Annotated in this window: 9 protein-coding genes; 3 read left to right on the top strand and 6 right to left on the bottom strand. The window is 36.6% G+C overall.

What is annotated here, in order from left to right:
• Positions 1–19: 19 nt before the first annotated feature.
• Positions 20–1,585: a glycoside hydrolase family 43 protein gene (locus tag FXX65_RS03680; protein ID WP_147615144.1), complete on the bottom strand. Its 1,566-nt coding sequence runs from the start codon at positions 1,583–1,585 to the stop codon at positions 20–22.
• 20 nt (positions 1,586–1,605) lie between these two features.
• Positions 1,606–3,276, bottom strand: a complete 1,671-nt coding sequence (locus tag FXX65_RS03675; RefSeq protein ID WP_147615143.1) for a DNA adenine methylase — start codon at positions 3,274–3,276, stop codon at positions 1,606–1,608.
• A gap of 233 nt (positions 3,277–3,509) precedes the next feature.
• Here FXX65_RS03675 and FXX65_RS03670 point away from each other — a divergent pair, with 233 nt between their 5' ends.
• The 3 genes from FXX65_RS03670 to FXX65_RS03660 all read left to right on the top strand — a co-directional run bounded on the left by FXX65_RS03670 (position 3,510) and on the right by FXX65_RS03660 (position 6,225).
• A complete protein-coding gene (locus FXX65_RS03670; RefSeq protein WP_147615142.1) occupies positions 3,510–4,256 on the top strand; it encodes an RluA family pseudouridine synthase in 747 nt (248 codons plus the stop codon).
• Positions 4,257–4,365: 109 nt separating this feature from the next.
• Positions 4,366–5,499: an omptin family outer membrane protease gene (locus FXX65_RS03665; RefSeq protein ID WP_147615141.1), complete on the top strand. Its 1,134-nt coding sequence runs from the start codon at positions 4,366–4,368 to the stop codon at positions 5,497–5,499.
• An 84-nt stretch (positions 5,500–5,583) separates the two neighbouring features.
• Positions 5,584–6,225 carry a cytidylate kinase-like family protein gene (locus FXX65_RS03660; protein WP_147613457.1) on the top strand — a complete coding sequence of 214 codons (642 nt, stop codon included), beginning with the start codon at positions 5,584–5,586 and terminating at the stop codon, positions 6,223–6,225.
• 2 nt (positions 6,226–6,227) lie between these two features.
• Here the strand turns inward: FXX65_RS03660 and FXX65_RS03655 are convergent, their stop codons facing one another.
• Genes FXX65_RS03655 through FXX65_RS03640 form a run of 4 tightly spaced genes read right to left on the bottom strand, consistent with a single transcriptional unit; the run spans position 6,228 to position 13,931 of the window.
• On the bottom strand, positions 6,228–7,514 hold the full coding sequence (locus FXX65_RS03655) for a hemolysin family protein (RefSeq protein WP_147615140.1): 1,287 nt from the start codon (positions 7,512–7,514) through the stop codon (positions 6,228–6,230).
• A complete protein-coding gene (locus tag FXX65_RS03650; protein ID WP_147615139.1) occupies positions 7,511–8,791 on the bottom strand; it encodes a hemolysin family protein in 1,281 nt (426 codons plus the stop codon). The genes FXX65_RS03655 and FXX65_RS03650 overlap by 4 nt, the downstream gene beginning before the upstream one ends.
• Before the next feature lie 27 nt (positions 8,792–8,818).
• On the bottom strand, positions 8,819–9,856 hold the full coding sequence (locus tag FXX65_RS03645) for a thioredoxin family protein (protein WP_187116206.1): 1,038 nt from the start codon (positions 9,854–9,856) through the stop codon (positions 8,819–8,821).
• Between the two features lie 55 nt (positions 9,857–9,911).
• Positions 9,912–13,931: a phosphoribosylformylglycinamidine synthase gene (locus tag FXX65_RS03640; protein ID WP_147615137.1), complete on the bottom strand. Its 4,020-nt coding sequence runs from the start codon at positions 13,929–13,931 to the stop codon at positions 9,912–9,914.
• Between the last annotated feature and the right edge of the window lie 324 nt (positions 13,932–14,255).

Here is a 14,255-nt window from a genome sequence, read left to right as displayed (position 1 = left end):
CTACCGATGATTAGTCGATTTAATGCCTAACTTTTACATCATAAAAAAGCACATTACCAAAAACATCGCCAACTGCGTAAAGCCCAAATCTGCCACCAACCCAATGTGCGTTTTCCGTGCCAAAATATTCGCTTTTCCATTTAAAAGTTTTAAAAAATACTCCAGATTCAACGCTAAACTGAACTGCTCCTGCATAAATGCTAAAAGGTATAAAATCCATTCTAAACTTTACAGTTTGATTTGCTTTCGAAAGTTTTATCGGTATTCGTATTTTCTCTTTTTCTGTGCGGACTTCATCTGTAAGTTCTTTATTTTGTGACTCTATATACACAAGGTCAAAACCGTTAAAAGTTCTTTCTACTGCAACAGAAGCGTATTCTTCTCCTGCAAAAATCATTCCAGCACGACATTTTTGCGGAAGTTCTTTTAAAACTGCACTAGCCGTAAAATAAAAACTTTCATATTTTATTTTTTGAGAAAGTACATTTGAAGAATTCCATAAAACTGGAAAGCCATTCTGAAACTGCGAAGATACATTGAGCACATTCAATCTAAATGATTCAGCAGCTTTATTTTGTGGTCCAACCTGAGTTGCAAAACTGTCATCATGATTGCCATTCCATTGCCATTCCAAAGATGCTCCTTCAAACGCACGCACATTTTTTATCGTTATATTTGAATCAAATAATTTAGATTTTTTAACTTTTGGATATAGATATTTTTCAACAGGCTCGCCCGGCCATACTCCTGTTTTTACGGAAGACCCAACCAAAGGCCAATTATTTCGCCAAGCAACAGGTTCAAGATTTACAACTCTGCCGTAAATTCCCCGCTCTTGAAAATGAATAAACCAGTCTTCGCCTAGTGCAGTTGTAACCAAAGCACCTTGGTGAGGACCATTTATCTCTGTAGAGCCTTGTTCTAAGACAATTTTTTCTTCATAAGGGCCTTCTATATTTTTAGAGCGCAATACAGTTTGCCATCCGTCTGTAACTCCACCTGCTGGAGCAAAAATATAATAATATCCGTTTCGCTTATAAACTTTTGGCCCTTCGATTGTAGGTTGAGTTTTTGTTCCATCAAAAATAAAACGGTCTTCACCAGTACAAACCAAATTTTTATCATCAAAATCCAAAATTCCTATCTTGCTGTTAAAACCACATCGGCTCCTTGCATAAGCGTGAACAATATAAGCTTTTCCATCTTCATCCCAAAATAAACAAGGATCTATAAAACCTTTTGCATGAAAAATCTCTTTTAAAGGCGACCACTTCCCCAAAATATTTTCTGTTTGAGTGATATAAATTCCTTCGTCTGGGAACCCTACAGTAATATAATACATTCCATCGTGATACGCAAAAGACGGTGCCCAAATTCCTTCTGCATTTTGAGGATATTTATAGCGAGCAATCGGGATATTTTCCACAGCATAATTAACGAGTTTCCAGTCAACCAAATTTTTAGAGGTTAAAATAGGAAGTCCTGGAGTAAAATTAAAACTAGAAGCAACTAAAAAAAAGTCTTCGCCAACTCTAATGACATCAGGATCGGAATAATCACATAGAATGATAGGATTTTTGTACATGCAAAATATTTTAGCACGGTTCAAGTATTAAATCGAATTTCTGCAATAGTTTTTATTTCTAAAATTTTTGGTTCTATAAAAGAATACAAGTCTGGTCTTGATTCCAATGCGTTTTTTATATTTTTTAACTCTTCGTAAAATATTTGCTTATATTTTTTTTGTGCCAATTTTTTTAATGTTGCAGGAACAAGGCGAATATACTTTTTTTCATTCCCATTTTTTTCTGTACAAAGCAAAAGGAGTTGTTCAAGTTCTTCTTTTTTTGTAGTGCAAATCGTTTTTTCAAGAACAGTAAGTATTTTAAAAAGTTTATCGCTATTAAATGAATAAAAATTTTCTGGAATTCCAAGCGTAAATTTATCTTTACATGGAAATTCAATTTTTTTATTTCCTAATTTTAAAATCGCTTTTTCATCTGTAAAACTGTCGAATTCTCTTTCCAAACGGTGTCGATAAAATCTTCGCTTTAAAAGCATTAAAACTTTTTTTTCTAAAATTATCCTGTCGATTTTTTCTTCACATTCTTTTAAAGCTTTTCGTTGTGTGTCTATTACGAGTATGAATTCTATATCCGCATTAACACGGCTGTTGCTCTGTTTGCCACCGCGATATGTAGTATAAGTGCTGGTTACGATTGAAACATAACCCCTTTCCAAAGCGATTTTTTTCATCTGCTCAAATGGAATTATTCCGTCGGAACTGTAACTTATCAAAATTAAATCTGCATTTATGTTTTTAATCAGCTCGCTGAATGCTGCCACGGCTGTGTCCTTATAGCAATATTTTGAGCGAGTTTTTATCCAATCGGAGCGAATCCCTGCTTTATTTTTTAAAACACCTTTCTCGTTAAGTTCAAGAGGTTCTGGAATTTTATCCCAACATGCAATCGTATTTAAAATGTGATAGTTGCTCCCGTATTGGTGTTGGTTATATGGAGGGTCTAAATAAACGACATCCATTTTTGGAAGTTTTTTGACCAAGCAATTTGCGTCTTCGTTATACACAAAAACTGGAGCCTTGCCGTCAATCAATTCTGGCAGATTCAATTTTATAGGCGATAAAATTCGCTTTAGAGCATCTTTCCCATGACCGCCAAATTCTTTATGAAAAGCCTTAAAAACTCCGCTCGTATTTGTATGAGTTGCCGCCTCGTACAATAAATTTGCAATCAGAACGTTGCGCAAAACCTCATTTTTTGGAGAGGTTTCAGGAAATTCTTTTTCGATATGATTTCGAATTTTATCTATGGCAAGTGCATTTTGTCGCGTATAAAAAAGACGCTCGGTCTTATAATCCGCTTCCAGGATATCATCGCTTTTTGGAGCGTAATATTTTGCGATGTAACAGTCTTTATCCTGTGGGCAAGGAAGAGAATTCATTTTATTAAGAAAAGATAAAAACTCTTCATCGGTATTAAAAAAATTTTTAAGTGATTTTTTGTCCGCTTTTACACAGCCTTCTGCAATGATTTTTGCATAAGGTTCCCAGTCGTTGCAATGAACTTCAAATCCCAAAAATTTTGCAAATCTGCTTACAACTGCACTTCCGCTGAATAAATCTGCAAATTTCAGTTGTTTTGAAAAATCAATTCCAGATTCTTCTAACGCCTTATAAATTAAAGAAAGCAATTTTCGTTTGTTTCCAATGTATGCGATTATCTGTTTGGTTAAATAAGGCGAATCAAAATCCATAAACAAATTCTATCAGAAAAATTTGCGTTATTCTATAAAGCGTAAATCTGTAAATTTTCAAAAAACGATTGGCTTTTTATGTCAATTTTTGAATGAAAAATTTTAACAAAACAAGTCGATTTCTCATCTCAAAATTTTAATCGAAAATTTGAAATCATAAAAATTCTAATCCGCGTTTTCAACTAAAAGCTCGTTTATTCAGTATTTTTTTTACTTATGTTATAATCCGCATTATGAAAACCACGCCAGACTACACAGTCATTTACAACGATGAAGATATTTTAGTTTTAAATAAGCGTTCGGGACTTTTAATAGCAGCAGACCGTTATGATGAAGCTGCCCCTCGTCTTGATTTAGAAGCAGAAAAAGAATTTGGTAAACTTTTTGCAATCCATAGAATAGATAAAGACACCTCTGGATGCGTAATATATGCAAAAAATCCTGAATCGCATCGAAACCTTTCAATTCAATTTGAAGAACGCAAAGTAGAAAAAATCTACCACTGTCTAGTAAATGGAAGACCTCTTTGGCAGACAGAAACAGTTAAATCAAAATTATTGCCAGATGGAGATGCACGCCATAGAACAATCGTAAATACAAAATTTGGGAAACCTTCGGTAACAGAATTTCGCCTTATAGGAGTATGCGGTCCTTACAGTTGGATAGAAGCCCGCCCAATCACAGGAAGAACACATCAAATTAGAGCACACCTTCGTTCAATAGACCTTTCAATCGTTTGCGACCCACTATATTCTGGAAACCAAAAACCAGTCTGCCTTTCAGATATAAAAAAACGATGGAACGGAGACACGTTAACAGAACGTCCCCTATTAAACAGACTTGCACTCCATGCATACAGCATAAAAATTGAACATCCAAAAACTACCGAGCCTATGACATTTACAGCACCTTATCCAAAAGATATGGAAGCAACACGCAAACAACTTCTAAGCATCTTTGGAGTTGACCCGTTGGCTTAGTTACAAAAACCGGTGTTCCGGGCGCCCCTACGGTTGGTCCAAAGGACCGGCTACGCCGCCCTCCACCCCGGGCTAAGATTTTTCGAGTTGGTATGTAAAAAAAGAGCGGATGATATACAAATTAACAAAAATAAAGATAACTAAATTGATTTCTATCTCTTGTCTTCTTTTTCTTTTTTCAACGTTCGCATATGCACAAACAACCACAAACGAAAAAACAACGACCGAAAAAAAAAGCAGTTCTTCCGCAAAAAAAGAATTTTCGTTAAAAATAGAACCTTTTTTAAGCATAAAAAATGGGAACCTTGGCGAATATGTATTTTTAGATGAACCTCAAAAATCGTCAGATTCGGGAAAAACACCAGATAATAAATTGAGCCATTTAAACTGGCAGATAAAAAATGAAATATTCATCGGGACAAAATTCACTGCAGAGTTTAAACACCTTTTTGCGCAAATAAAATTGACTTCGGCAATTCCTCAATCCAGCGGAATCATAAGCGATAGCGATTGGAAAAACATAATGAGTCCAACCTTATCTGAACACCAAGCATATAAAACAAATTATTCAGAAAGCGACAACTACATTAATTATGACTATTCATTTTCGATAAGTGGAGGCTGGAATTTTAATCCAATATCAACTCTAAAAATCAATCCAAATCTGGAACTTGAATATTCAAAAATAAAATTTACCGCAAAAGGCGGCTGGAAATCATACGGAAAACTCGCAACGGATTCTAACGGCAACTCTTTTTATTATCCTTGGAATGATGAAAACACAACTCATATCGACAAAGGAAATATGCCTTCCAATGCGATTGTTCTTGAATACATGCGAGAAACAACATCCTTTTGGATGGGGCTTGATATAGGTTATATTTTTAATTCAAAGTTAACATTTAAAAAAGATTTGGCATTAAATTTTGGATTTAAAATCGCTCCGTATATCTACACTTTTAATCAAGATGACCATCCTTATAGGGCAACCAAACATTTTACAGATATCTGCGAAGGCTTTTTTAAAACCTTTAAAATTTCCCAAGATTTTTCTTATTTTTTTACAAAGGATTTTGCTTTAAACTTAAATATTACATATTCAAAATTATTTACGATTTCTGGTGTAACCTATAGTTCAAACGATAAAAAAACTTGGTCAAAAAGCAACGATTCTCAAGGTGGAGCCTCTGCTTCAACCTTTGAAATTTCATTCGGTTGCAAATATAACTTTTTACAATTTTAATTTTCCTCAATTCCTTATTTTATGTTATAATTTATTCGCAAGCGTAAAGACAAAATCCTTTTATAATTTGTTGGAGGCTAGATTATGAAAAAAATTATAACTATAAGTCGCGAATTTGGTTCTGGTGGAAGATTGATTGGGAAACTCGTTGCAGAAGCGCTTGACTATACTTTTTATGACAAAGAGATTATAGATATGGCAGCACAAGAGAGCGGACTTTCGGCAGATTTTATTAAAAACACAGAACAAAATATTTCTTCAGGCTTTTTGTATAATCTTCTTTTGGGAACAAGTTATTCTGGAACGGCAAGCAATGCTGCTCAAAGCATAGCAGGAAATCAAATACTCCCATTGGCAGATCAAGTTTTTAATGCAGAGCGAAAAATCATTTTAGAGCTCGCAAAAAAAAGCAACTGCGTAATAGTTGGTCGCTGTGCAGATTATATATTGAGCAATTCACAAGAAATCAATAAAAAAGATTTGTTAAATGTTTTTATCTATGGAGATTTGGACGACAAATTAAAAAGAATCGAAGAACTCTATCATGAACCAGAAATGGCTGCAAAAAAGAATGTTATACAAATAGACAAACGCAGAGCAAATCACTACAACACTTTTACAGAAAACACTTGGGGCGAACGAAAAAACTACGATTTAATGATAAACAGTTCTTCGGCAGGCGTAGAAGGCACTGCTAAATTGATAGTAGATATTGCACGCAAATAATTTTAAGGAAGAGTGATTCTTACACTTTTTATTCTTCTTTGACTTTGGTCCTCTACTTTGTAGAGGATTTCATTTTTTCGGATAGTTTCGCCTGCCTCTGGCAGACAATCAAATTGTTCCAAAAGCCAGCCTGCCAAAGTATCGTAATTGTCGCTTTCTAGGTTGAGTTTTAAAAGTTCATTAACATCATCAATTCGCATATCGCCAGGAACCAAAAATTCCTTGGAAGTTACAGGCACTATCAAAGCTTCTGGAGGAACTTCTTTTTGCTCAACATGAACACTGTGCCCAAAAACTGCCCGCATAATATCATCCATAGTTACAATCCCGACATTAGAACCGTTTTCATCAACAGCAACTGCAAAATTTGCATTTTCACGCCTGAATTTTTGCAAAAGTTCTGTTGCCGTCATCGTCTTAGGAATAAAAAGTGCAGGCCGCATACAACGAACTGCAAGGTTTTTGGAATCTTTTCTAACTCTGCCTGCCAAAAGGATATTTTTATAATACAAGACGCCTATCACATTTTCAAAATTTTCTTGGCAAACAGGAAGTCTGCTATATCCAGTTTCTGCAAAAATTTCTACAATTTGACTAAACGATGCATTTTCCGGGACAAACTGAACATGGCTTCTGTGACGCATTATGTCGTGAACCGTTAAATCTGTAAAATTAAAAATTCTGTAAAGCATTTTCTTTTCGCTAGATTCAAGAGTTCCTTCATTTTCTCCTACGGCAATGAGAGATTTTAGTTCTTCTTCAGTTATAAGCTCTTTATTTTCTTTAACAAATTTCGTTAAAACTCGAGTTATAAAACTCGTAATTGAAGAAAAAATACATACGACAGGAAAAAGAATTTTTTCTACGATTATTAAAATTCCTGCAAAAAGTCCCGCAACTTGAACTGGATAAACGGAAGCCACAGTTTTTGGCATAATTTCGCCAAATATTATCAAGATAAAGGCGATTACAAAGGTTGCGTATGCAGAACCTGCATCTCCAAATATTTTTATAGCAACAGTTGCCGCAATACCAGAGGTCAAAGCGGTTACAAAATTTATTCCAATTAAAATTAGAGAAAGAAGTTTGGCGGTATCTTTTTTTAAAAATTGGATTTTTTTTGCCGAACTGTGTTTTTTATTTCCATCTTTTTTAAGCATTTGATGCAAAGTAACACGATTTATTGAAAGAAACGCTGTTTCGCTCGCGGCAAAGAATGCAATTACACAGACTAAAAAAATATCAATTATCAATGGAAGCAAAATTTCATACAAAAAATTCAAAATCATTCACCTCCTGCAATTCTAGTGCAGTGAACGCTTTCAATTCTGAGAAAATCCATTGAATTTACTTCAAACCTATATTCGCCAACATCGATGAATTCTCCCGGAACTGGAATATGACCGAGTTTTTCGCAAATATAGCCTGCAATCGTTTCGTTATCGTGAGAGTCAAGTTTAATGTGCAATTCTTCTGCAAGGTCGGCAAGGCGTGCACTTCCGTCGAGCATATTATCATCTAAATTTTTTATGTGGACGGTTGTGGCTTTTCCTGCCTGTTCAAAATCATCCGCAATCGCTCCAAAAATTTCTCGTTCAATATCTTCGGTCGTTAAAATTCCATCCGTTCCTGAATATTCATCTATTACAATCGCAAAACTCTGTTTGTTTTTTCTGAGCAGTTCTTGTATAGAAGACATCTTTGTCGTTCCCGGAATAAAAAGCGGAGAACGCATATGCTGTTCAACTTTAAAATCGCTCCTAGAACCTTGGTAAAAAAGCAAGTCTTTTATGTATAACACGCCAATAATATTGTCGATGTTTTCATCTTTATAAACAGGAAAACGACTAAAACGCGTTTGCTCAGAAAGTTGAATTATATCCCTATAAGAAAAATCCGTTCCAATCGCTACAACTTCTGGACGCGGAACCATTATGTCGGTAGCGCTTAAATCTGTAAATTTAAAAACACGACTCATCATGTTTTTTTCGCCAGTCTCCAAGACCCCCTCTTCGCCACCAACATCTATAAAAGTCTTTATTTCTTCTTCTGTAAATGTTGCCTGTTTTTTTTGGGTATTGATTCCAAAGATATTCAGCAAGACGCGCGAAATCCCTGTAAAAAAAATTACAAATGGGCGCAAAACAAAAAAGAAAAACGAAACATAGCCGCTAAGTGCAAAAGAAAATTTTTCTGGATAGCGCGTCGTAAGACTTTTTGGAGTGATTTCTCCAAATATCAAAAGGGCAACGGTAGAAATAAAAGTTGCAACTCCAAGCCCCGCAGGTCCAAAGAGTTTTAAAAAGATAGAAGTTAGAACTACAGAAAGAGCAACGTTTACAATTTCGTTGCCGACAAGGAGCATATTCAAAAGTTCTTCTTTGCGTTCCAAAAGTTTTCCGGCACGAATCGCTTTTTTATCGCCCTTTTCTCGCAAAAAGTGAACTCGCAGTTTGTTTAAACCAAGAAATGCACTTTCTGACGCAGAAAAAAGCGAAGAAAGAAGAACACAAGTAAGAGCAATTATTATAAGAAGAATAAAATTATCCGTGGGATAGCCGTCCATAACATTCCTATAAATAAAATCATCTTTTTATTTTGCAGAATTTTGAGAATCAGCTGACGGCTGTTCTGCGTATCGTTCTTCCATCATACGCATCATGCTCAAAATAGTTTCTGCATAAGGACTTTCTGGAGAAGCATCATAAGCTTTTTTAAAATACTCTCCTACTTTTTGATAATCTGTAGTTCCGCTTTGTACAAAAAGAAATCCTGCCGTATAAAAACACTGCTGTTTTTCGTCAGGAGTTAAAAATTTATTTAAAGCCGCCTTTGCAAATTCTTCGCTTGCGGTGAGAGGGTCTTGATTCAGATACGCCTTTACCGCATTCGCATTTGCAAGAGCAACTACGTGCGTACCAACCATTCCTGTTTTGTTATTTTTATCTGCCTTTATGTAATAGGCGCTAAAATCCTGCAACAAAAAGCGAAGTTGTGGGTCGGTAATTTCAAACAATTTATTGATTGCATTGAGCCTGTCTTCTTTTTTTCCTTTTGTAGCAGAAGTCAAAAGATTTTCATATTCCGTAATTTTTGTAGAAAGTGTTTCATAAAATTTAAAGAAATCATCTGCGGATTTTGGTTCTTTATCAAAAATAATTTCCGAAATAACATAGCCTTCTTTTGTGAGCAAAAAGAATGAAGGAGTTGCCTGAATGTTATACATGGAAGCATCTTTAGAATTTTCTTCGAGTTTTGCCATTATCTGTTCTGCATTTTTCTTATCTTCTTCAGAAGCAGTTGGAGAAGGCATTGCAGATTCATAAAGCGAATTTGAAAAATCCAAATTTGCAAGAACATATTTTTTCTGCATTTCGCTCATAAATTCGTTGGTGTTAAAAACAGATTTTTTTAAAGAAGCGCTCGATTGGTCTTGGTCATCCCCAGAAAAAAACAGAAAGATTTTTTTATTCTCTTTTTGAGCGGCAGCCTTAGCATCTATGAGATTATCAATCCAAACTGTTGAATCAATATTTTTTGATGGTTTTCTGATATTTTCCTGAGTTTTATTTCCGCAACTCATAAAAAAAGTTGTAATTAAACAAATTACTGTTAGTTTTACAAAATTCATCATTTTTCCTTAAGTTTACAACTGCCTAATCTTAGAATCAGTTGTATATCAATTTTTATTTAAAGTATCGAACGCCAGCCGCAAATATATTTTGGCAAGAATTTGCCTGCTTGTCGTAAGCGATATTTTTTATCAAATCTTCGCTGTATCCGCCTATGCCAAGAGTTCTTTCAGAGTGCCCCATTTTTCCGAGCACACGTCCGTCTGGGCTTGTAAGACCTTCGATTGCATAAGCAGAACCGTTTGGATTATCTGGCTCATTCATAGTAGGAATTCCGTTTCCATCGCAATACTGGCTAAAAATCTGACCTTTTTCAAATAGCGACTTTGCAAGACTTTCCTGCATTATGATTCTGCCTTCGCCGTGGCTTGCAGGAACATAATGAGGTCTTTCGTCCAATACGGTTTTATCCAGAGCCCAAGGAGAAGTGGCACTAACCATTCGCGTTCTTACAACGCGGCTTATATGGCGATGAATGTTGTTATAGGTCAAAGTTGGATTTTCCTCTTTTGATTCTACAATTTTTCCAAACGGCAAGAGCCCTGTTTTTATCAACGCCTGAAATCCGTTACAAATGCCAAGGATAAGACCGTCCTTATTTTCCAAATGCGCAGTTATCGCGTCTGCAATTCGTTTTTCTCTTATGACGTTTGCAATGAATTTGCCAGAACCGTCCGGCTCGTCCCCCGCAGAAAATCCGCCAGAAAATGCCAAAATCTGCGATTGTGAAATTTCATTTTCGAATGAATTAAGGCTTTCTTCCAAATCTTGAAGCGTTCTATTTCTAAATACAAAAATTTTAGAATCTGCACCAGCAAGGTTAAATGCACGCGCCATATCAAACTCGCAATTTGTTCCAGGGAAAACAGGAATGATGACTCTAGGTTTTGATTTTGATTTATTTAAAACTGTAAATGAATCTTTTTTAGAACGAGCATCTTGGAGAGAAGGATGAACACTCTTTGCCCAATCATTCAATTCTTCATTCTTTTTAGAACTAACAGGAGGGAACACTTTAGAAAGTTTTTCTTCCCAAGCAGAATAAAGTTCATCGAGCGAAATTTCTGTTAATGGCAAAGGATTTAAGCCAGACATTGCAATGCTTATCATCTTGTCTTGCTGAGTGTTTCCAATGCGGACAACTGTCGTGTTTACAAATCCGTTTGATTCAAATTTTTCATCTTCGGTTTCGACAATTATTGAGCCGTATAAAGGAGTAAACAAATCCGCAATCGTATTATTCACATTTCTGTGGAATCCCAAAGCAGTTGCACTTGAAGGAATCGCCGTAAGCTGAACTCCAATTCTGTTTCCAAATGCCATCTTTGTTATGGCCTCTGCAATTCCACCTGCACCAACAGGATACATTGCAAGAATTTTTCCTGCCTTGTTAGCCTCGTAAAGTGCATCTGAGTTCTTTTTGAATGTTTGCCAGTCTGGAGCAAGTTCCGAAGAATAAGGAGTTTGTACTAAATATATAAAGCTTCCTATCTTTTTAAATGAACCTGATTGAACATTTTTTGCTTCGTCATGAGCAACTGCAAAAGAAACCAAAGTATGCGGAACGTTCATATCTTTAAAAGTTCCAGACATAGAATCTTTGCCACCAATAGAAGCACAGCCCATTTCTTTTTGTGCGTCTACCGCTCCCAAAAGAGCCGCCGCAGGATAACCCCAAGTTTTATCGTCCACAGTTCTACCAAAAAATTCTTGGTACGACATGCGGCTTGTGCTAGCTTTTCCACCAGCACAACTAATTTTTGTAAGTGAAGAAAGAATTGCTGTCTGTGCTCCATGCCAAGAAGACCACTGTGCAACTCTAGGGTCATAACCATAAGACATCAAACTTACAGTAGAAGTTTCTCTAGGAGAAAGAACAGGAATTTTTGCAGACATAGCACATTCTGGAGTTCCCTGATGTTTTCCGCCAAATGGGAACAACACAGTGGAAGAGCCTATAGAACCGTCAAATCTTTCCTGCAATCCTCGCTGCGAACAACAAGCAAGGTCGCCTATATTTGCGATAAAGGCATTTTTTATCTGTTCTTTAGAGGGCACATTTGCCGCGCTTTCACCAGTTGCATAGGCACATTCACCCAGAGCATCTTTTACGCTTTCTAAAGGTTCTACCAAGGGAGAAACATCCACAGGAGCAGGATCTACAATTTGAGCCTTAGCGTAATGAGGTGCTCCAGCGGAATCCAAAAAGGAGCGATCCAAATCAACAATCGTTTTTCCGCGCCACTTCATTGTAAGTTTATTTTTGTCCGTTACAGTGGCAACAACAACGGCATTTAGATTTTCTAAATTGCAGAATTTTATGAATTTTTCGACATCGCTTGAGCGAACAACAACCGCCATTCTTTCCTGCGATTCAGAAATAGCAAGTTCGGTGCCGTTTAAACCTTCGTATTTTTTAGGAACAGAATCAAGATTTATATCAAGTCCTGGTGCAAGTTCTCCAACCGCAACAGAAACTCCCCCAGCGCCAAAATCGTTAGAGCGGCGAATCATTTTGCTAACTTCTGGATTTCTAAAGAGGCGTTGAATTTTTCGCTCTTCTACAGCGTTTCCTTTTTGAACTTCGGCAGCAGCAGTTGTTACAGATTTTTCCGTATGAACTTTAGAAGAACCAGTTGCTCCACCAATTCCATCGCGTCCTGTTCCGCCACCAAGCAATATAATAATGTCGCCAGCTTCTGGAGTTTCGCGCATTACAGTTGAATAAGGGCTTGCCCCTATTACAGCACCTAATTCCATGCGTTTTGCAACAAACCCAGGATGATAAATTTCTGCAACCTGCCCAGTTGTAAGACCAATTTGGTTACCATAAGAAGAAAACCCTTGAGCCGCCTCTCTACATAATTTTAATTGAGGCAATTTACCAGACAAAGTTTTATCCATTGAAACGGTCGGATCTCCAGCACCTGTTACGCGCATAGACTGATAAACCCAACTTCTTCCAGAAAGAGGATCTCTTATAGCGCCACCAATACAGGTTGCCGCTCCACCAAAAGGCTCAATTTCTGTAGGATGATTATGAGTTTCGTTTTTAAACTGCAAAAGCCAGCGTTCAACTTCTTCGTTACCTTTTTCAATCGGATTTCCATCTTTATCCGTCGTATAGCGAACATCAACAAAAATCGAGCAGGCATTGTTTTCTTCAGAAACTTCAAGGTCATTAAGAAACCCATGTTTTTTAAGATATTTGCCACCAATTGTTGCCATATCCATCAAAGTCAAAGGCTTATCTTTTCTTTTTGCATAAAGTTCTGTGTGCATAGCCTTGTAATTTTCAAGCGACTTTTTAAAAAGTTTAGCATAAGGACCTTTTTTGATTTTTATATCTTTAAGAACAGTATTAAAAGTTGTGTGGCGGCAGTGGTCAGACCAATAAGTATCCAAAACACGAATTTCCGTTTCAGTAGGATTTCTTCCAATAGATTTAAAATATTTCTGTAAAAAAACAAGATCAGCCAAATCCATTGCAAGACCCATCTTAGCCAAGAACACAGCAAGCTCTTTTTTGCCAAGGCTCGTAAAACCTTCAACAACAGGCACGTCTCCCGGTTCTTCAGTTTTAATTTCAAGAGTTTGTGGAATTTCTTTAGAAGCGAGCCTGCTATCCACAGGATTTATAAGATAATTTTGAATTTTAGAAGCTTCGTCCGCAGAAACATTTCCAGAAAGAATAACCATCTTCGCACAGCGTACCCTTGGAGGCAAGTCTTCAACTTGCATACTATCTTTAAGCGATTGCCTTAAAAGCACCAAGCATTGTTCAGCAGAATCGGCTCTTTGGTCGTATTGCCCCGGAAGAAATTCCCAAACAATAACAGTATCAGAAGGTTCAGCTTTAACTTCCGAAAGAAGTATACTGTCGCTTTGTGGTTCAGAAAAAATTCTCGATGCACTAGCTTTAAATATTTCTTCCGAAACATTTTCAATGTCATAGCGATTAAAATAACGCACTCCTTTAACAGAAGAAATGCCCAAAAAACCGTTAATTTCCGACAAAATACCTTGCGCTTCACTTTCAAAGCCAGGTTTACGTTCTACATAAATACGAAACATTTTATTATTGTAATGATTTAGAAGAGCGAATTCAACGGAAAGAGCACAATACCGTTCTCGACCCGCTTTTACTGCAAGTCCTCGCAAGCACGCTTGCTGTGGTCTTTCCGTGGCAATCGGGGCTAGGCTTTATCGTTTTTAACAAAAACTTTTTCTCGATGCGCAATTTACAGACACAAAAAATTGAACTTTAAAAATAAAACTTAGCCCAGATGGTAGCGGCGCGTAGCGTTGGCGGCTTGCGCCAATGGAGCGACAGCGCAACCGCGGACAGCTGGTTGTGAACAGGCTCTTGCTCCTGTTTGCACTTGAACATATCCAACA

Source organism: Treponema pectinovorum (assembly GCF_900497595.1).
GTDB classification, from domain to species: Bacteria; Spirochaetota; Spirochaetia; order Treponematales; family Treponemataceae; genus Treponema_D; species Treponema_D pectinovorum.
This window is presented reverse-complemented; position numbering and strand designations above follow the sequence as displayed.